This window comes from Ramlibacter henchirensis, from assembly GCF_004682015.1.
Taxonomy (GTDB): Bacteria; Pseudomonadota; Gammaproteobacteria; order Burkholderiales; family Burkholderiaceae_C; genus Ramlibacter; species Ramlibacter henchirensis.
The window spans coordinates 313,601-333,027 of the sequence record NZ_SMLM01000004.1 but is presented as its reverse complement, the minus strand read 5'-3'; the positions used below and the strand labels follow the sequence as shown (position 1 = coordinate 333,027).

17 protein-coding genes are annotated in these 19,427 nt (G+C 69.3%); 6 read left to right on the top strand and 11 right to left on the bottom strand.

The annotated features are described in order from the left end of the window. Nucleotides 1–10: 10 nt before the first annotated feature. The 3 genes from EZ313_RS22820 to thpR form a co-directional block, all read right to left on the bottom strand. Nucleotides 11–1,366: a DUF5666 domain-containing protein gene (locus EZ313_RS22820; protein ID WP_135265613.1), complete on the bottom strand. Its 1,356-nt coding sequence runs from the start codon at nt 1,364–1,366 to the stop codon at nt 11–13. After that, nucleotides 1,363–2,154 carry a DUF6502 family protein gene (locus tag EZ313_RS22815; protein ID WP_338106334.1) on the bottom strand — a complete coding sequence of 264 codons (792 nt, stop codon included), beginning with the start codon at nt 2,152–2,154 and terminating at the stop codon, nt 1,363–1,365. The genes EZ313_RS22820 and EZ313_RS22815 overlap by 4 nt, the downstream gene beginning before the upstream one ends. A 148-nt stretch (nt 2,155–2,302) precedes the next feature. Next, nucleotides 2,303–2,836, bottom strand: a complete 534-nt coding sequence (thpR, locus tag EZ313_RS22810) for an RNA 2',3'-cyclic phosphodiesterase (RefSeq protein ID WP_135265611.1) — start codon at nt 2,834–2,836, stop codon at nt 2,303–2,305. A 91-nt stretch (nt 2,837–2,927) separates the two neighbouring features. Between thpR and EZ313_RS22805 the strand changes: the two genes are divergently transcribed. From EZ313_RS22805 to EZ313_RS22795, 3 genes are read left to right on the top strand one after another with little or no spacing between them, the layout of a single operon-like run. Beyond that, a complete protein-coding gene (locus EZ313_RS22805; RefSeq protein ID WP_240788754.1) occupies nt 2,928–3,305 on the top strand; it encodes a hypothetical protein in 378 nt (125 codons plus the stop codon). 1 nt (nt 3,306) lies between these two features. Continuing rightward, entirely contained in the window at nt 3,307–3,567 is a 261-nt protein-coding gene (locus tag EZ313_RS22800; RefSeq protein ID WP_135265610.1) for a DUF5985 family protein, read from the top strand. 3 nt (nt 3,568–3,570) lie between these two features. Then, nucleotides 3,571–3,825, top strand: coding sequence for a DUF5985 family protein (locus EZ313_RS22795; RefSeq protein WP_135265609.1), 255 nt, complete (start codon nt 3,571–3,573; stop codon nt 3,823–3,825). 3 nt (nt 3,826–3,828) lie between these two features. Here EZ313_RS22795 and EZ313_RS22790 read toward each other — a convergent pair whose 3' ends face one another. Next, nucleotides 3,829–4,458 (bottom strand): CDP-alcohol phosphatidyltransferase family protein, encoded by a 630-nt coding sequence (locus EZ313_RS22790; RefSeq protein WP_135265608.1) that lies wholly within the window; start codon nt 4,456–4,458, stop codon nt 3,829–3,831. Nucleotides 4,459–4,602: 144 nt separating this feature from the next. Beyond that, complete coding sequence (locus EZ313_RS22785) at nt 4,603–5,718, bottom strand: ABC transporter substrate-binding protein (RefSeq protein WP_135265607.1); 1,116 nt, start codon at nt 5,716–5,718, stop codon at nt 4,603–4,605. 123 nt (nt 5,719–5,841) lie between these two features. Between EZ313_RS22785 and EZ313_RS22780 the strand changes: the two genes are divergently transcribed. After that, entirely contained in the window at nt 5,842–7,104 is a 1,263-nt protein-coding gene (locus EZ313_RS22780; RefSeq protein WP_135265606.1) for an MFS transporter, read from the top strand. On the opposite strand, the gene EZ313_RS22775 is transcribed toward EZ313_RS22780, so the two are convergent. Then, on the bottom strand, nt 7,068–7,922 hold the full coding sequence (locus EZ313_RS22775) for an endonuclease/exonuclease/phosphatase family protein (protein ID WP_135265605.1): 855 nt from the start codon (nt 7,920–7,922) through the stop codon (nt 7,068–7,070). The genes EZ313_RS22780 and EZ313_RS22775 overlap by 37 nt on opposite strands. A 91-nt stretch (nt 7,923–8,013) precedes the next feature. On the opposite strand from EZ313_RS22775, the gene EZ313_RS22770 reads away from it, so the two are divergent. Next, the gene (locus EZ313_RS22770; protein ID WP_135265604.1) at nt 8,014–9,612 is read left to right on the top strand and encodes an alkaline phosphatase D family protein; all 1,599 of its coding nucleotides are present in this window, start codon (nt 8,014–8,016) and stop codon (nt 9,610–9,612) included. Continuing rightward, the gene (locus EZ313_RS22765) at nt 9,612–11,975 is read left to right on the top strand and encodes a sensor histidine kinase (protein ID WP_135265603.1); all 2,364 of its coding nucleotides are present in this window, start codon (nt 9,612–9,614) and stop codon (nt 11,973–11,975) included. The genes EZ313_RS22770 and EZ313_RS22765 overlap by 1 nt, the downstream gene beginning before the upstream one ends. Here EZ313_RS22765 and EZ313_RS22760 read toward each other — a convergent pair. The 5 genes from EZ313_RS22760 to mfd all read right to left on the bottom strand — a co-directional run bounded on the left by EZ313_RS22760 (nt 11,972) and on the right by mfd (nt 19,404). Beyond that, nucleotides 11,972–12,613 carry a hypothetical protein gene (locus EZ313_RS22760; protein WP_205960465.1) on the bottom strand — a complete coding sequence of 214 codons (642 nt, stop codon included), beginning with the start codon at nt 12,611–12,613 and terminating at the stop codon, nt 11,972–11,974. The two genes, EZ313_RS22765 and EZ313_RS22760, sit on opposite strands and share 4 nt — an antisense overlap. A gap of 368 nt (nt 12,614–12,981) precedes the next feature. After that, nucleotides 12,982–13,707 (bottom strand): phosphoserine phosphatase SerB, encoded by a 726-nt coding sequence (gene serB / locus EZ313_RS22755; protein WP_135265602.1) that lies wholly within the window; start codon nt 13,705–13,707, stop codon nt 12,982–12,984. 30 nt (nt 13,708–13,737) lie between these two features. Beyond that, a complete protein-coding gene (locus EZ313_RS22750; RefSeq protein ID WP_135265601.1) occupies nt 13,738–14,505 on the bottom strand; it encodes a slipin family protein in 768 nt (255 codons plus the stop codon). Between the two features lie 26 nt (nt 14,506–14,531). Then, the gene (locus EZ313_RS22745; protein ID WP_135265600.1) at nt 14,532–15,890 is read right to left on the bottom strand and encodes an NfeD family protein; all 1,359 of its coding nucleotides are present in this window, start codon (nt 15,888–15,890) and stop codon (nt 14,532–14,534) included. Nucleotides 15,891–15,960: 70 nt separating this feature from the next. Beyond that, nucleotides 15,961–19,404 carry a transcription-repair coupling factor gene (mfd, locus tag EZ313_RS22740; RefSeq protein WP_135265599.1) on the bottom strand — a complete coding sequence of 1,148 codons (3,444 nt, stop codon included), beginning with the start codon at nt 19,402–19,404 and terminating at the stop codon, nt 15,961–15,963. Nucleotides 19,405–19,427 lie beyond the last annotated feature (23 nt).

Below are 19,427 nucleotides of genomic sequence, written 5' to 3'. Positions count from 1 at the left end.
CCCGGGCGGTTCACAGGAACTCCACCCGCCGTGCGATCAGCACGTCGTTCTCGACGCGCGAACCGGTGACCAGCACGCGGCGCCCGTTGCGAAGGTCCGCCGCCGTTCCCTTGACGAACACCACGTCGGCGCCGCCGGCGTTGATGTCCTGCCCCTGGATCTTGAAGTCGGACGCGGACCGCAAGGCGCCGATGTTGCCGCGCGCGATGTAGTCGATTTCGTCGGCATCACCGCTGCCGCTGCCTCCACCGTCTCCACCGCTTCCGCCGCTGCCACCGTTTCCGCTGCCACCGTTTCCGCTGCCGTTGCCGCCATTGCCGGATCCGCCGTTGCCGCCGCCGTTGCCGTTCCCGCCGTCGCTGCCGCCGTTGCCGGTGTCCGGATCGGGCGCGACCTCGCGCAGCTTGATGCGGCTGGCCACCAGCACGCTGCCGTTCCAGGTGCCGGCGACCTCCAGACGCGCTCCGACCACGATGGAGGACGCGCGTCCCGACACGCGAGCCCGGGAAGCGTCGACCGGCACGCCGTCCACCTGCAGCGAGGCGAGGCTGGTGAAGCGCGTGACCAGGCCTTCGACCGCGAGGCGCTCGCCGTCCACCTTCGTCACCGGGTACCACGGCTCGACCACGGCGCCGGTGAGCAGGCTGCCGGACTGGGTGCCGCGCACCCGCACCGGCTGTCCTTCCAGCGACTCGGGCGAGATCCCGAGGGCTTGCAGCAATGCGGGGATGAACCCGATGCGCAGCCCGCCCACCTGCAGGGTGGACGAGGCCAGGTCGACCGCCTGCGCGGTGCCGGAAAGCACCGGCGTGCCCACGGCCGCCACGCGCTCGATGCGGGTGGCGCGCACCCCCGGACCGGTGCCGGGCAGGCCGTAGATCTGCACCGGCTCGCCCTGCTGCAAGTCGTTCAGCGAAGTCAGCCCGTTGGCGAACACCGTCCAGGCGTCGATGTAGATCGGCGTGGACCAGACCTTCACGTAGCCCTGCGCCGGATCGACCCAGTCGACCGGCCCGCGCACGTCCGCGGCGGAGACGATCGTGGACGCGTTGCCGGTCTGCAGGTCTTCGCTGACGACGCCGCGCACGTGCACGGTCATGCCCAGCTTGAGCGTGTCGGCGTCGCTCAGGTTCAGCGTCGCCTGGCCGGTCTCGAAGCGCACGCCATTGACGATCACGCTGCTGAATCCGGAGATCGAGCCCACGGCGGAGGAGGCGAAGATGCCGGTGCCGCCGGAACCCACGCCTTCGCCGGAGATGCCGGTGCCACCCGAGCCGACGCTGGCGACGTCACCGCCCCCGCCACCGCCGCAGCTGGCGACCGCCACCGCGGCCGGGACCGCGACGATGAGGGTGCGGCGCTTCATCCCTGCGCCTCCCGCTCATCGTGGAACAGGTAGACGCCCACGCGCAATCGGCGCGCCCCTTGCGCGCCGCTGCGGGTGATGGCTTCGCTCAACTGGCTCACCAGCTCACGGTGCAACGCCGACCACCGCTGCCGCATCAACTGGTGGACGGCCTCGCAGTCGGCTTCGCTCAAACCTTCGGCGTACACCGCGCGCTCCAGCAGCAGCGGCGCCTCGCCCAGTGCGTTGGACACCGCCGCCGACGCATGGTCACGCAGGTTGTCGCCAAGGAAGGCGAGGGTGCTTTGCAGGTCCGCGGTGGGCACGAAGCCTTCGGCCGTCAGCTCCACGTGCGTAGCATCGACCTTGGAGCACATGCCCAGGCGCATCAGCTCGTCGAGCACCGCGCGGTGGTGCACGTCGCCGCGGCTCGCCTCGCGCGCCACGTCCTCGAATGAAGTGCCCTCGTTGCCCGCGGCGATCGGCAGGCGTTGCAGCGCGGCGTCCTGGCCGGCCAGCTGCAGCCAGCGAGTGAAGGTCTTGGCCGCGGCCGACAGTTCGGTGTGCGGCAGCGGATCGGCGGGCCGGCGCACGCGGGCCGTGACGTCCTTGCGATTGAGGCCCGTCGTCACCGCGAGCTGGCTGATGTTCGGCGCTGCCACGCCCTGGCGTTGCCACAGGCGCGTGGCTTCCTCCAGCAGCAGGTCCCGCAGCATGCTTTCGAGGTGCGGGTGCTTCAGCCCCATCCCGAGGGCGAGCCGCACCAGCGGGCGCATCACGCGCGCGCACGCAGCTTGGGCCCAGGTCAATCGGTCCTGCATCGATATGGAAGTTGTGTAGGCGCCATCGTTCCTGCCGGCGCCTGTGTCATGCGCCTTTTTCCCATATCGGCGGTCGCAGCGGGGCCGAACATAGTCCGAACGAGCCACGACCTGCGCGGAACTGCCGAGCCAGCAGTCAGGCGGGCCGATACGCATGAAGGACCTCGTAGCCGCGCCCCGGCACGCTGCGAACGAGCACATAGCCGTCGTCGATGCGCCATGACGGCAGTGTCGCGGGCGCATCGGCAGGCGGCCGCGCGCCGAAAGCGCGCCGCGCGAACGTCACGTGCGGACGATAGGCGCGCGCTTCCACCGGGCAGTCGAGCGAACGCAACGCCTGCGCGAGCGCCGCATGCAACCGCGCAAGCTCGGGCGTGGCATCGAACTCCAGCACCGCGAGGCCGCCCGGCCAGCGGGTGTTGCGCGCCTGCGCGAGGTCGAGCACGTGTGGCTCGCAAGGCACGGCCAACCCTCTGGTGAACTCGTCGATGCGCGCGAGCGGCACCTGGCCGAGGAAGTGCAGCGTGACGTGAAGTCGCGCCGGATCGACCAGCGCCGCGCCTTCGGGCCAGAGCCACTGTGTCTGGATCGCGTGCAGCGCCTGGCGAACGCGTGGCGGCGGCCACAGGGCCAGGAAGAGGCGGGCAGCGGACGCGGTAGAAGCGCCCATCAATGTTCCACGAGCGCCACGGATGGGTCCACAAGCTGAGCTGACGTTGGTAGAGTTCGATGCTTCATGCCTGTGTTCGTCCAGAACCCTGATGCGGCCTGACCTGCCCCAGGACCTGCGCCGGTTCATCCTCACCAGCATCCCTTCCGTGCCGTACCTCGAGGCGGTGCTGCTGCTGCGTGCGCAGCCGCAGCGCATCTGGTCCGCGGCCGACGCCGCGCGCCGCCTGTACCTGCCGGAGCAACGGGCGTCGGAGCTGCTGGCCGAGTTGAACAGCGCCGGCATCGCGCAGGCCGAGCCTCACGGTTGCCGCTATGCGCCGGGCACGGAAGAGCTCGCGGCGATCCTGGACCAGCTGGCCGCCCATTACGCGGTCGATCTCGTGGGCGTGAGCGACCTCATCCATTCGCGCGTCGACAAGAAGGCGCAGCAGTTCGCGGACGCGTTCCGAATCAGAAAGGATTCCTGACATGGCCGAGGTCGTGTACTTCCTGTGCGCCCTCACCAGCCTCAGCTGCTTCGTGCTGCTCTTCCGCGCGTGGCGCGGCAGCGGTGCCCGGCTGCTGTTCTGGAGCTCGATGTGCTTCGCGGGCATGACGGTCAACAACACGTTGCTGGTGCTGGACAAGGTGGTGTTCCCCACCGAGGTGGACCTGGGCACCTGGCGGCTGGCGGTGGCGCTCGCGGCGGTGCTGCTGCTGGTGTTCGGCCTGGTCTGGGAAGAGGAATAGCGAATGGACGAAATGCTCATGGGCGCCATCGCCGTCGCGTCGCTCGTCGCGGGGCTCTTTTTCTTCCGGTTCTGGCGAAGCTCTCGCGACACCTTCTTCCTGTTCTTCGCGCTTTCGTTCTGGATCGAGGCGGCCAACCGGGTGGCACTGACCGTCCTTTTCGGCAGCGAGTTCGAGCCGGTCTTCTACCTGGTCCGCATCGTGGCCTACGGCCTCATCGTGGTGGCCATCCTGCAGAAGAACCGCAAGCGGTCCTGACGCTCAGAACTTCGGGATCCGCAGCGTCTTGCTGATCATCAGGCTGCCCGACAGCACGAACAGCAGCGACAGGGGATGCAGGTCCCACGGTCCGAGCTCCAGCACGCCGCCGTAGAGGGCGTCACCGATGCGGTCCTGCCACGCGGCGAAGGCCAGCACGGCGGTAAGGACCACGCTGGTCGGAATCGGCGTGCCTTCGAAGTAGCTGACCTTGCCCGTATTGCCCGCGAGCGACTCGGCCGTGACGTTGAAGCGCGCAAGCCGGCTCACGCCGCAGCACACGAAATAGATCAGCGCAGCCGCGTCCCAACCGCCTTCCAGCCCCGCGGCGAAGCCCAGCGCCGCGGGCGCGACGCCGAAGGAGATGACGTCGGACAGCGAGTCCAGTTCCCGGCCGAGCGCCGAGTGCTGGTGCCGCGCCCGGGCGATCCGGCCGTCGAGCACGTCGAACGCGAAGGCGGCCGGTGCCAGCGCTGCCGAGAGCAGGAAATGCGTCGTGTCGCCGCTGGACAGGTACAGCATCGCCAGGAACACCGCGCCGACCCCGCAGGCCGCGTTCCCCAGGGTGAAGAAGTCCGCGAGGTGGAAGCCTCGCAGCATGGAGAAGTGTCGGGGGGCGGTTTGTTGCTGCATGGCCGGCGCGCGGATGGTTGCGGTCCATCTTGCGGCGGCTAGCGCGTGCGTTTGGTCGGTGCTTGAGACGGTGCGGTGTCGGCTGTGTCTGACGGGGCGGTCGCGCGCGGTTCAAGGCCGAGGTACGCGCGCCGGAATGACGGCTTACTGCCTGATCTTCCCCGACCCGCTGATGATCGACAGCTCCACGAACCGCGATCCCGTGCGCACTCCGGGCTTGAAGCCGATCATGTAGCCGCCGAGATCAAGCCGGTCCATCGACTCCAGGGCGCCGACGATGCCTTCGCGTGTCGGGCGCGCGCCCTGCCTGCGCACCGCCTCCACGATCACCTTCCCGGTGATGAAGCCTTCCATCATCGCGTAGCTGACGGGCACCTCGAGGTTGGGCGTCCTGGCGGTGAGGTCGGCGAACTCCTTGGCCAGGCGGCTGGAGATCTTGTACGGGCTGGGCGTGACCTGCGCGATGGCCACGCCCTGCATCTGCTCCTCGGACAGGCGCTTGGAGAGCTGCTCGATGTCGGCACCCGAGTGCGCGAACAGCTGCGCCGTGCCGCCTGCGGCCCGGTATTGCTCGATGAAGCCGGCGGCGGCCGCACCGCTGGAAACCATCAGGATGGCCTGCGGCTTGTGCTTCAGGAACGCGTCGACCGCGGGCGTCGCGGCGGCAGTGCCGGCGGCGTAGCCGGCCTTGCCGATGATCGTGGCCTTGGCCTTGGCTGCGGCCGCCTCGGCGGCGGCGATCAGCGCCGGGGCCCCGGGGCCGTCCTCGTAGAACAGCGCGAGCTGCGTGATGCCGATGGTGGCCAGGTGCTCGGTGAGCTTGTTCAACTCGTCGCGCAGGCCGGCGCGGACGTTGAAAAGCCAGGGGTTGTCGTACCGCAATTCCGACGTCCGGTAGCCGACCAGCGGGATGCGGTCCTTCTCCAGCAGCCCCGACTGCACGAGGTCGCCGACGTTGCGGTTGCCGAAATAGCCGGCCAGCACCAGGGGCTTGTTCTCGGCCAGCAGCTGGCGGGTGGCGCTGAGGGTGTCCTCGGGGCGGCCGCCGTCGTCCTTGCGCACCAGGCTGAAGGTGTGGCCGTTGACGCCGCCTGCCTTGTTGACGCTGTCGAAGACCAGCTGCATGCCGGCCCCATAGGCGCGGCCCTGGTTGGCCTCCATGCCGGACATGGGCCCGACCTGGCCGACGACGACCTGGGCCGCGTGGGCGAGGGGGGTGGCGAGGGCGATTGCCGTGGCCAGGATGCGCAAGCTTCTCATCGCTGTATTCCTTCGCTGGGAAAGCTCAACGATAGCGAAAGCCCGGCCATCGACCAATTGAGGAAAGCGCCTAGGTCGCAAAAACGCTGCGGAATTGGTCGCAAGCGTGTCCAATCTGGCGCCATGTCGCGCACCGCCACCCTCGCCGGCCCCCGGGCCGCCTCCCACGCCGTCGAATCGCCTTACGCCTGGCTGCGCCTGGCCGTGTCGCTGCTGCTGATGACGATCGGCAGCTCGGGCATGTATTCGGTGTCGGTGGTGCTGCCGGCCATCCAGGCGGAATTCGGCATCGACCGCGGCGCGGCGTCGCTGCCTTACACGGCGACCATGATCGGCTTCGGCCTGGGCGGCATCCTGATGGGACGCCTGGCCGACCGCTTCGGCGTGATCGTGCCGGTGGCCATCGGCGGCGCCGCGCTCGGGGCCGGTTACATCGCGGCGGGCCTGGCGCCTGCCTTGTGGACGTTCTGCCTCGCGCAGGGCTTGCTGATCGGGCTGCTGGGCACCTCCGCGACCTTTGCGCCGCTGGTTTCCGATACGTCGCAGTGGTTCGACCGCCGGCGCGGCACCGCGTTGGCCATCTGCATGAGCGGGAACTACATGGCCGGCGCGCTCTGGCCACCGGTCATGCAGCACTTCATCGAGGGTGTCGGCTGGCGCCAGACCTACATCGGCATGGGCGTGTTCTGCCTGGCGACGATCCTGCCGCTGGCCTGGCTCCTGCGGCCGCGTCCGCCGGTGGCCGCGGCGACGCCCGCTGCGGGCGTGGCCGTCGCGGGAACGCGCGACACGCGCCGGCCGATGGGCCTGAGCCCCGCGGTGGCGCAGACGCTGCTGTGCGTCGCCGGCGTGGCCTGCTGCGTGGCGATGTCGATGCCGCAGGTGCACATCGTGGCCTACTGCTCCGACCTGGGTTTCGGCGCTGTGCGCGGCGCCGAGATGCTGGCCCTCATGCTGGGCATGGGCGTCGTGAGCCGGCTGGTGTCGGGCTGGATCTCCGACCGCATCGGCGGGCTGCGCACGCTGCTGCTCGGGTCCATCCTGCAGGGCGTCGCGCTGCTGATGTTCCTGCCGTCCGAGGGGCTGGTGTCGCTGTACCTGGTGTCGGCGATGTTCGGGCTGTTCCAGGGCGGCATCGTGCCGGCCTACGCGCTCATCGTGCGCGAGCACTTCGCGCCCGCCGAGGCCGGTGCCCGGGTGGGCACCGTGCTCATGGCGACGCTGTTCGGGATGGCGCTGGGCGGCTGGATGTCCGGGGCCGTGTTCGACCTGACCGGGTCCTACCGCGCGGCGTTCATCAACGGCATCGCATGGAACGCGCTGAACCTGGGCATCGTGCTGTACCTGCTCTACCGGGTGAGGTCGACCTCCAGCAGCACCGGCTGATGGTCCGAGGCCTGCGTCTGCAGGTCGACCTCCAGCCGCCGAACGCGCGGCGCGAGGTCCTCTGTGACGAAGCAGAAGTCGAAGCTCGAAGCCTTGTGTTGCCACTGTTCGTGGTCGTACAGGCCCACGGTCTTGGCGTGAGGCTGGCCGGGATGGGCGCAGGTCCAGGCATCCACCCAGCGCGGCGCGCCGGCCAGGGGCGCCTGCAGCTTCGCGATCTCCGGACCGGAGGCATCGCAGTTGAAGTCGCCGGTGAGGATGGCGCGCGGGCCGCGCGGCCGCGGCTCGAAAGGATTGCCCTCCTTGCCGGCCGCGGGAGAGGCATGGACGGCCGCTTCCTCCTGCAGGTGCCGCAACGCATCGATGTGCGCGGCGCGCTGGACCGCGGCGTAGTACTCGAGGTGCGTGGTCATGACCCGCAGCGGCCCGCTCGGTGTGTCGAGTACCGCCTCCAGCACCATTCGCGGCATGCTGTGGTTCAGCGCATCGGGCGGACGGGGAAGCAGGTGCCGCAGCACCTGCAGCGGCGCGTTTCGGCTGAGGATCATGTTGCCGAAGCGCTGGCGGCCCACGCCGGGCGTCCAGCGTTCGACCGCGACGCCCTCGGCCGGGTGGTAGTCCGGCAGGAGCCGGCCGAGTTCGGCGAACTGGTTCACCCCGGCGGCCAGCCCTTGCAGGCCGGGGTAGTTGTCCGCGACTTCCTGCAGGCAGAGCACGTCGAAGGGCGCCCAGCGCTTCACGATGTCCACGATGCGCGGCAGGTCCACTCGGCCGTCGACGCCGCGGCCCCACTGGATGTTCCAGGTGATCACGATCATGGCAGTCCTCCCTTGGCGGCCAGTGTAGGCACGCGCGCGTGACGAACGCATGGCCTCCTGGCCAAGGATGAGTTGCTATAGTGCCCCGGCCATGTCCGCCCTCCGTGATCCGCACCGCCGCCGGCTCCTGAAGGCCGCTGCCGCCGCGGCGGGCCTGCTGGGGCTTCCGGGCTGCGCGGGCAGTCCGGCGCGCTGGCAGTCCGATCCGTTCTCGCTGGGCGTGGCCAGTGGCTCGCCGGCCGCCGACTCGGTGGTGCTGTGGACTCGGCTGCTGCCGGCACGCGGCGCCTTGCCCGATGGCGGCCAGTCCGCGCTGCCGGTGCTCTGGGAAGTCGCGCACGACCCCGGCTTCTCGCGCATCGTCCAGCGTGGCCAGACGCTTGCGCTGCCGCAGCTGGCGCACAGCGTCCACGTCGAGGCCGGGGGACTGGAACCGGATCGCTGGTATTTCTACCGCTTCCACAGCGGCGATGCCACCAGCCCGGTCGGGCGTACCCGCACCTTGCCGGCGCCGGACGCGCAGCCCTCGCGACTGCGCCTGTCGTACGCCTCCTGCCAGCGCTGGGAGCACGGCTACTACGCGGCCTGGCGCCACATGCGCGATGAGCAGCTGGACCTCGTGATGTTCCTCGGCGACTACATCTACGAGTACCCGAACGCCACCGCCGCGGTCCGCAGCTTTCCGACGCTCGGCTGGGTGCATACCCTGTCGGACTACCGCGAGCGCTACGCGCTCCATCGCAGCGACCCGGACCTGCAGGCCATGCACGCGCAGTGCCCGTGGCTGCTCACCTGGGACGACCACGAGGTGCAGAACGACTACGCGGGCACGAAGGAGGGCGATCCCTATCCCTGGGGCATGAACGCCTCGGGCGATTTCGCCGCGCGGCGCGCCGCGGCCTACCAGGCGTACTACGAGCACATGCCGCTGCGCGCATCGGAATTCGCGCGCGCGCTCACGCAACACGCGGGCGCGTCCGAATTGCGCCTGCACTCGCGCTATCGCTTCGGCCGCCTGGCCGACCTGCTGCTGCTGGACGCGCGGCAGTACCGCGACCCGCAGGTCTGCACGCCTCGCGCACCGCGTCCTTCCGGCCTGGTCTCGCCCTCCACGTGCGCGGCCTGGAACGATCCCCGTCGTACGCTGCTGGGCACCGCGCAGGAGCAGTGGCTCGACGGCATGCTGTCCCAGGCCGGCGGCGGCTGGACGGTGCTGGGGCAGCAGACGCTGTTCGGCCGCCGCGACAACCTTCCGGGCGAAGGCGAGCTGGTGTGGAACGACGGCTGGGACGGCTACTCCGCCGCGCGGACGCGCCTGACCGAGTCGTTGCGCCGCCACGCCGTTCGCAACACGGTCATGCTCGGCGGCGACGTCCACGAGAACTGGGTCGGCCATGTCAAGGCCGACTACCTGCGGCCCGAGAGCGACACGCTGGGCGTGGAGTTCTGCGGCACCAGCATCACCTCGCAGGCGGGAGGGCCGGAACTGGTCGCGGCCCGCCTGGCCGAGAACCCGCATTTCGTGTTCGCCGACGGCTGGCAGCGCGGCTACGGCGTCGCGGAGTTCACGCCGCAGCGTCTCACCACCACCCTGCGCGTGCTGGACGATGCCCGGCGATCCAGCGCCAGCATCGCCACGCTGGCGCGCTTCACCGTCGAGGACGGCCGCCCGCGGCTGGAGCGGGCCTGATGCGCGCCGGGCTGCGGCGCTGGTGGTGGCTGTGGCTCCTGGCCATCGCGCTCCCGCTGCAGGCAGGCGAGGTCCGGCTCTCCGACGAGCCCAGCTTCAATCTCGCCCGCGCGCTGGATTACCTGGAGGACCCCCGCGGCGAACTCACGCTGGACGAGGTGCTGCTGCCCGCCCAACAGGCGCGCTTCGGGCCGCTGCCGCCGATCGGGCCGGGCCCGAACTTCGGCCTCACGCGTTCGGCCTACTGGCTGAAGGTGACGCTCGATGTGCCGCACGGCCTGCCGCGCGAGTGGCTGCTGGAAGTGGGCTATGCGACGCTGGACCGCGTGGACGTCTATGCGCCCCACGCGTTCGGTTACGCGCGGCAGGCCGGCGGCGACGGCCTGCCTTTCAGTGCGCGCGTGGTGGCGCACCGCAACCACGTCTTCCCCGTGTCGTTCATCCCCGGCGCTCGCACCACGCTGTACCTGCGGGTGCAGTCCGACGGCACGCTCTCGGCGCCGATGCGCCTGTGGCAGCCCGCCGCGCTGTGGCAACAGGACCAGGTCAGCTATGCCACGCTCAGCCTGTACTTCGGCCTGCTGCTCGGGCTGCTGGTCTACAACCTGCTGCTGTTCCTGTCGGTGCGCGACATCGGCTACCTGATCTACGCGGCCTTCGCGGCGGCGATGGGCGTGGCGCAGGCGGCGATGAGCGGGCTGGGCGCGCAGTTCCTCTGGCCGGAGTGGCCGGCCTGGACGGCCGTCTCGGTGCCGGTCGGGCAGGCCACCTCGGCCATGCTGGGGCTGATGTTCGCCCGCAGCTTCCTCGCGACCCGCGCGCGCATGCCCCGGCTGGACAAGTTGCTGCTGGCGCAGATGGCCGGCTGGGGCCTGGCCCTGCTGGCCTCGCTGTTCCTGCATTACCACGTGGCCGGCTACATGGTGGCGATGCTGTCCGTCATGGGCGTCGTCACGCTCGCCGCCATCGGCTACCTCAGCATCCGCCGCGGCTACGCCGGGGCGCGCTATTTCTTCACCGCGTGGGCGCTGCTGCTGCTGGGCGTCGTGACGCTGTCGATGCACAACCTGGGCTTCCTGCCCTCCAACGCGCTCACGTCCAATTCATTGCTGATCGGCTCGGCGCTGGAGATGGTGCTGCTGTCCTTCGCGCTGGGCGATCGCATCAACGTCGCGCGCCGGTTCAAGGAACTGGCGCAGGCCCGCATCGCGGCCGAGCAGGCGATGGTGCACGCGCTCAGCAACTCGCAGGCCCACCTGAAGCAGGTGCTGGGCGAGCGCGAGGCGATCCTGAACAACGCGGTGGTGGGCATCGTGCTTTCGGTGAACCGGCGGCACGAATGGGTGAACGAGAAGTTCGCCCAGATGCTGGGCTATCCCGCGCAGGTGCTGATCGGCCAGTCGTCCATGCACATCCATCCGGACGAGGCGAGCTGGCTGCGTTTCGGCGACGAGGCTCGGGCCGCGCTCATCGCCACCAACGGCTACACCTGCGAGCGCCAGCTCAAGCGCCGCGACGGCGAGCTGTTCTGGGTGGAGATGGGCGGCAGCTGCATCCGGCCCCACGAGCCGGACTCGGGCGTGATCTGGACTTTCCTTGACATCACGGCCCGCAAGAAGTCGGAAGCCGAGATCCGCGAGGCGCTCGAGCAGCAGAAGGCGCTGAACGAGTTGCGCACGCGCTTCGTGGCGATGACCAGCCACGAATTCCGCACGCCGCTCGCCGCCATCCTGTCCGCCGAGGAGGTGCTGCGGCACTACGGTGACCGGCTGCCTCAGGCCGAGCGCATCGAGACGCTGGACAGCATCGCCGACGGCGTGCAGCGCATGTCACGCATGATGGACAGGGTGATGCTGCTGGGCAAGGCGGACGCGGGCATGCTGGACTTCGTGCCGGGCCAGGTGGACCTGCGGGCGCTGTGCCGCCAGCTCGTGGAGGAGGCCCGGCGGCAGCATCCGCAGTCTCGCTGCAAGGTGGCCGCCCGCTGGGGAGCGGGCGTCGGCAGGGGCCTCTACGACGAGAAGCTGCTGCGCCACATCTTCGGCAACCTGCTGTCCAACGCGGTGAAGTACTCGCCGGGCGGCGGGGACGTCGACCTCCACGTCCGGCGCGAAGCCGGCGAGATGGTCTTCGAGGTCATCGACCAGGGCATCGGCATTCCGCCGGACGAGATCCAGCACCTGTTCGGTTCCTTCCACCGCGCCAGCAACGTCGGGCAGATCCAGGGGACCGGACTGGGGCTGGCCATCGTGAAGAACGCCGTCGAGATGCACGGCGGCCGCATCGAGGTGGCCAGCGAGCTGGGCAAGGGCAGCCGCTTCACGGTGCGGCTGCCCTTGCAGGCCGAGGTGGTGCCGGCTTAGGCGGCAGCCAAGGCGGGCACGGGGCGCAGGTCCCTCGAGCCGAAGAGCTGGAAGTCCAGCAGGCTGGCGTGGCGCGCCCGGTAATCGGCCCAGGCCGTCAGGATCATCATGGCGAAGAAGCCGCCCGCGATCATGACCGGGTAGGCGGCCAGGATCTCCGCCAGCGAGTATTGCCAGTTCAGCGGCCGGCCGACGCCGAGCAGCGCCGCGTAGAACCACGAAACGGCCGACACGGAGCCGACGAACACGGCCAGCATGCGGCGGCTGAACGTCAGGCCCATCAGCGAACGCATCTTCTTCAGCCAGGGCAGGACGCACTGCTGCAGGGCGAAGCCGTTGATCGTGAGCAGGACGACCATCGCGATCTTGGCCTGCAGCTTCGGGTTCAGCAGGATGGGGGTGCCCTTGGCAAGCACGTCCATGCCGACCAGCGCGACGCCGGTCACCCAGAGCGCGATCAGTGCCCGCGACACCGTGGTGTGCAGCGCGTCGAAGTGGCCCGGGTCCGACCGGTCGTCGCCCGACCGCAGGAGGCGGCGGACCATGTCGAGATCGCCCATGAACACTGTGCCGATGGCGACGCAGCAGGCGATCAGATGGAGGTAAACGATGCCCATCCGAATGAATTCGGTTTCCATTTCAGTTCCTCTTCAGCAGATTGATGGCAGTTCCTTGACCAGGGCGATGCCAGCAAGGGCAATCAGTCAAGACTGGTACGGGTGCTTACGTCCCGAGGAGCGAACTGTGAGACCAAACGTCCTAAGTAGAAGGTTGAGTTGAAACGCCCTGTAGTGCAGAGGTTCGCCGCGACACGGCCGCGCATGGAAACTACTGCCGGGCAGGAAACGACCAGATTTCGGGCCATCTGGTTAGCAAAGGTAAGTAGATGCGCGGCCGAGCACACATCCAAGTAGAAGCATCCTGAAACGAATCCGCAGCCGCAATCGGGCGTCGGAAGCCTCCCACAAGCTCATCAGCGGGGGCTGACGAGCTCATCGGCAGCGGCCTACGAGCGGATCACTTCGAGCAGCCGGTCCAGCCCGCCTTGGTTGATCGCCACCATCGCGTGCTCCCGCACCCTGGGCTTGGCGTGATACGCCACCGAGAGGCCGGCTTCTCCCATCATCGGCAGGTCGTTCGCGCCGTCGCCCACCGCGATGGCCTGCTTCGGTGAGATGCCAAGCTGCGAGCAGGTCTCCAGCAGCATCTTTCGTTTCTCCGCACCGTCGCAGATGTCGCCCCAGGGCTGGTCGACCATGCGGCCCGTGAGCTGGCCGCAGTTGGGGCCGGACTCGATCTCCAGCACGTTCGAGCGTGTGAAGTCGATGCCCAGACGGTCGCGGATGCGGTCTGTGAAGAAGGTGAAGCCGCCGGACACCAGCAGCGTCTTCAGGCCCGCGGCCTTGCACGCCTTCACGAGCGCCTCGGCGCCCGGGTTCAGCTCCAGCCGCGACGTGTAGATCAACTCCATGTCGGCCACGGTCACGCCGCGCAGCAGCGCGACCCGCCTTCGCAGGCTTTCCTTGTAGTCGGTGATCTCGCCGCGCATGGCCGCTTCGGTGATGGCCGCGACCTCCTCCTTGAGACCCACCGCGTCCGCGATTTCGTCCACGCACTCGATGTTGATCAGCGTCGAGTCCATGTCGAAGGCGATCAGCTTGAACTGGGAAAGGCGCAGGGGCGGCGTGAAGCCCTGGACCTGCAGGCCGGGCGCGAATTCCTGGTGCGGCATGTGCCGGATTGTCGCACCCGCGCGGCGCGCTCAGGCCTCGCGCGCGCCGGTGAAATGCCGAAGCAAGGGACCGACGACGTCCAGCGGCAGGGGGAACACGATGGTGGAGTTCTTGTCCGCGGCGATCACCGTCAGCGTCTCCAGGTACCGCAGTTGCAGCGCCTGCGGCTGCCGCGAGAGCACCTCGGCGGCTTCGGCCAGCTTATGCGAGGCCTGCAGCTCGCCTTCGGCGTGGATCACCTTCGCGCGGCGCTCGCGTTCCGCCTCCGCCTGCCGCGCGATCGCGCGGACCATGGTGTCGTTCAGGTCCACGTGCTTGATCTCGACGTTGGTGACCTTGATGCCCCAGGTGTCGGTCTGCGCGTCCAGGATCTTCTGCACGTCCAGGTTCAGGCGCTCGCGCTCGGACAGCAGGTCGTCCAGTTCGTGCTTGCCCAGCACGGCCCGCATCGTGGTCTGCGCCAGCTGGCTGGTCGCCAGCAGGAAGTGCTCGACCTGGATGATGGCCCGGGCCGGGTCGACCACGCGAAAGTACAGCACGGCGCTGACCTTGACCGAGACGTTGTCGCGCGTGATCACGTCCTGGCTGGGGATGTCCATCACGACCACGCGCAGGTCCACGCGCACCAGCTGCTGGATGCCGGGGATGAGGAGCACCAGGCCCGGCCCCTTCACCTTCCAGAAGCGTCCGAGCTGGAACACCACCCCGCGCTCGTACTCGCGCAGGACCCGCAACGCGGCGGCGAGGAACGCCGCGAGCAGGAGCACCACCACGCCGAAGCCGATGCCAGCGAACATCTCGTCCTCCTTGTGCCGTCCGCCGGTCAGGCAGGCACGACTTCCAGCACGCCATCGTGCAGGCCGCTCACCCGCACGCGGTCGCCCGCGCGCAGCTGCGCCGGGCCGCGCACCTTCCAGTGCTCGCCCTGCACCAGGGCCCATCCCTGGCCGCCCGAGAATTCCACCAGCTCGCCACCGGCGCCCACCATCGTCTGCGGCCCGGTGACGACCGGCCGCCGCCGCGCCCGCGCCGCCATGCCGGCCACCAGCAGGACGAAGGCCGCGGTCACCAGCGCGAGGCCGGCGATCAGCGGCAGGGGGATGCCGAAACCCGGCGCATCGCTGTCGATCAGCATCACGCAGCCGAAAGCGAACGCGGCGATGCCACCGAAGCCGAGGACGCCGAAACTCGGCAGGAAGGCTTCGGCCACGAGGAAGGCGATGCCCAGCAGGATCAGCGCGAGGCCTGCGTAGTTGACCGGCAGCATCTGCAGCGCGAACAGCGCGAGCACCAGGCAGATCGCGCCGATCACGCCCGGCGCCACCAGGCCCGGGTTGCCGAACTCGAACAGCAGGCCGTAGACGCCGACCATCATCAGCAGCAGGGCCAGGCTCGGGTTGGTGATCACCGACAGCAAGTGGCTGCGCCAGTCCTCGTCGAAGGCGAGACGCGGCGCATCGCGGGTCTGCAGCCGCTGGACGCCCGCGGCCAGCCGCAACTCGCGGCCTTCCAGCTGCTGCAGCAGGTCGGTCAGGTCGGCGGCGACGATGTCGACCACTTTCAGCTGCAGCGCCTCCGGCGCGGAAAGGCTCACGGCTTCGCGCACCGCCTTCTCGGCCCATTCGGCATTGCGTCCGCGCAGCTGCGCCAGGCTGCGGATGTACGCGGCGGCGTCCGAGATGCGCTTGGCCGCGAGCGCATCTCCGGCGTCCGCTGCCGGCGCGCTCGCGCCCGACGCGGGCCGGCCCGCCGGTGCCGGGTTGGAGGGCGGCGGCCCGCCCGGCATGCCGATGCTCACGGGCGTGGCAGCGCCCAGCGTGCTGGCCGGTGTCATGGCCGCGACGTGGCTGGCATAGAGGAGGAAGGTGCCGGCGCTGGCGGCTCGGGCGCCGCCGGGCGAAACGAACGTGGCCACGGGCACCGGCGACGCGAGGATGTCCTTGATCATCCCGCGCATCGCGCCATCCAGGCCACCGGGCGTGTCGACTTGCAGCACGAGGAGCTGGGCCTTTTCCTTCACGGCGAGGTCGAGGCCGCGCCGCAGGTAGTCGGCGCTTGCGGGGCCGATCGCGCCATCGACCTGCAGCACGACGACCGGCGCCCGGGCAGCGCTGTCCGCCAGGACCGAGGGCAGGGCGAACCACAGGGCGAGCAGGCAGAGCAGGCGAGCGGCGCGGCTCATGCGCCGAGTCTCGACACTCGTCAGCGGTTAGGCAAGCTCAGCGGAGAACACACCGGGTGCGGGCGGCCGCTTACGCCGGCTCCGCCACCTTCGGCTGCCCGAGCGACCGCAGCACGTCGCGCACCATCTGCGCGCGGTCCTTCGCGTCCTTGAGTTCGCGCTCGATGCGCAGCTTCTCGTTGCCGGCCAGCTTGATGTGCCGGTTCTTCTGCACCAGCTCGATGATGCGCAGCGAATCGACCGGCGGATTGGGCCGGAACGTGATGTGCGTAACGCCCGGCGCGGCGTCGACCTTGACCACGCCGTAGGGCCGCGCGAGCACGCGCAGTCGATGCACGTCGACCAGGGTCTGCGCCTGCGGCGGCAGCTTGCCGAAGCGGTCGACGATCTCTTCGAGCAGCGAGTCGATCTGGTCCGTGGTCTTCGCGGTCGCGAGCTTCTTGTAGAACGACAACCGCAGGTGCACGTCGCCGCAGTAGTCGTCCGGCAGCAGGGCCGGCGCATGCAAGTTGATCTCGGTCGTGACCTGCAGCGGCGCCAGCAGGTCCGGCTCCTTGCCCGCCTTGAGCGACTTCACCGCCTCGGACAGCATCTCGTTGTAGAGCTGGAAGCCGACTTCGAGCATGTTGCCGCTCTGGTTCTCGCCCAGCACCTCGCCGGCGCCGCGGATCTCCAGGTCGTGCATGGCAAGGTAGAAGCCCGAGCCCAGTTCCTCCATCTGCTGGATCGCATCCAGCCGCTGGGCGGCCTGCTTGGTCAGGCTCTCGATGTCCGGGACCATCAGGTAGGCATAGGCCTGGTGGTGGCTGCGGCCGACGCGCCCGCGCAGCTGGTGCAGCTGCGCCAGGCCGAACTTGTCGGCGCGGCTGATGACGATGGTGTTGGCCGTGGGGACGTCGATGCCGGTCTCGATGATGGTGGAGCAGAGCAGGACGTTGTAGCGCTGCCCCACGAAGTCGCGCATCACGCGTTCCAGGTCGCGTTCGGGCATCTGGCCGTGGGCCACGGCGATGCGCGCCTCGGGCAGCAGGTGCTCGAGCCGCTCGCGGCGGTTCTCGATGGTCTCCACCTCGTTGTGCAGGAAGTAGACCTGGCCGCCGCGCTTGAGCTCGCGCAACACCGCCTCGCGGATCACGCCGTTGCCCTCGTTGCGCACGAACGTCTTGATCGCCAGCCGCCGCTGCGGGGCGGTGGCGATCACCGACAGGTCGCGCAGGCCTTCGAGCGCCATGCCCAGCGTGCGCGGAATCGGCGTGGCCGTGAGCGTGAGCACGTCGACCTCGGCGCGCATGGCCTTCATCGCCTCCTTGTGGCGCACGCCGAAGCGGTGCTCCTCGTCGATGATGAGCAGGCCCAGGTTCTTGAACTTGATGGTGTTGGACAGCAGCTTGTGGGTGCCGACGACGATGTCCACGCTGCCGTCGGCCAGCCCCTTGGCGGCCGCCGTGACCTCCTTCTGCGAACGGAAGCGGCTCATCTCCGCCACCTTCACCGGCCACTTGGAAAAACGGTCCACCAGCGTCTGGTAGTGCTGCTCCGCGAGCAGCGTGGTGGGCGCGAGGAAGGCGACCTGCTTGCCGCCCGTCACCGCGATGAAGGCGGCGCGCAGCGCCACCTCGGTCTTGCCGAAGCCCACGTCGCCGCACACCAGGCGGTCCATCGGCTGCGGCGAGATCATGTCCTGGATGACGGCGTGGATGGCCGCGTTCTGGTCGGCCGTCTCCTCGAAGCCGAAGTCGTTGGCGAACACCTCGTAGTCCTGCGGCGAGAAGCGGAACGCGTGGCCCTCGCGCGCGGCGCGGCGGGCGTAGATGTTCAGCAGTTCGGCGGCGGTGTCGCGCACCTGTTCGGCGGCCTTGCGCCTGGCCTTCTCCCACTGGCCGGAGCCCAGCTTGTGCAGCGGCGCTTCCTCGGCGGAGACGCCGGTGTAGCGGCTGATCTGGTGCAGCTGGCTGACCGGGACGTAGAGCGTGGCCTTGTCCGCGTATTCCAGGTGCAGGAACTCGGTGCTGCCCTGGCCCAGGTCCATGTTGACCAGGCCCTTGTAGCGGCCGATGCCGTGCTGCGCATGCACGACCGGGTCGCCCACGTTCAGCTCGGAAAGGTCCTTGATCAGCGCTTCGACGTCGCTGACCTGCTCCTGCTTCTTGCGGCGCCGGGTCGTGGGGCCGGCCGCGAAAAGCTCCGTCTCGGTGACGAAGTCAATGGCCTGTTCGTTCCAGCGGAATCCTTCGGTCAGGGGCGCTGCGGCGATTCCCAGCTTCTCGTCGCTGCCCTGGAACTCCTCCAGGGAATCGAAGGCGGGTGGCGCAAGGTGGCTCGCGCGGAAGAAGTCCAGCAGGCTCTCGCGCCGGCCGGCGCTCTCGGCCAGCAGCAGCGTGCGATGCGGCGTGGCGGCCAGGTGCTGCTTGAAGCGGGACAGCGGTTCTTCGGCGCCGCGCACGACGGAAAGGTCCGGGAGCTTGTCGAATTCGGCCCAGTCCGACTCCTCCGTCCGCGGCCGCAGGGCGAGCTGCGGGTGCTCGTTGGCGCGGCCGTAGAACTGCTCGATGGTGAGGAACAGCGCGTCCGGCGGCAGGATGGGCCGCTCGGGATCGCCCTGCAGCAAACGGTGCCGGTCCTTCGTGTCCTGCCAGAAGCGCTGGAAGGCCGGCTCGGGGTCGCCGTGCAGGACCACCGCGGCCCGCGCGCCGAGGTAGTCGAACACGGTGGCCGTCTCCTCGAAGAACAGCGGCAGGTAGTACTCGATGCCGGCGGTGGCCACGCCGTTGCCCATGTCCTTGTAGATGCGGCTCTTGGTCGGATCGCCTTCGAGCAGTTCGCGCCAGCGGCTGCGAAAACGCGCCCGCGCCTCGTCGTCCATCGGGAACTCGCGGCCCGGGAGCAGGCGGACCTCGGGCACGGGATAGAGGCTGCGCTGGCTGTCCGGGTCGAACGTGCGGATCGAATCGATCTCGTCGTCGAACAGGTCGACGCGGTAGGGCACCGGCGATCCCATCGGGAACAGGTCGATCAGCCCGCCGCGCACCGCGTACTCGCCGGGGCTCACCACCTGCGTCACGTGGTTGTAGCCCGCCAGCGTGAGCTGCGCCTTGAGCTTCGCTTCCTCCAGCTTCTGCTTGACGGCGAAGTGGAAGGTGTACCCGGCCAGGAAGGACGGCGGCGCGACCCGGTACAGCGCGGTGGTCGCCGGCACGATGACCACGTCGGCCTCGCCCTGCGAGATGCGCCACAGCGTGGCCAGGCGTTCGCTGATCAGGTCCTGGTGCGGCGAGAAAGTGTCGTAGGGCAGCGTCTCCCAGTCGGGGAACAGGCAGCAGCGCAGGTCGGGCGAGAAGAAGGCGAGTTCGTCCAGCAGCCGCTGCGCGTCCGCCGCACCGGCCGTGACGATCGCGGTGGGATGGCCCGCGGCCTTCTCGCGCTCCGCCAGGCGCGCCAGCAGCAGCGCGTCGGCGGAGCCGGGCGGGCGAGGCAGCGCAAACCGCTTGCCGGGAGACAGCTTGGGAAGATCCATTTGTTTTTCGAGCAGCAAATGCA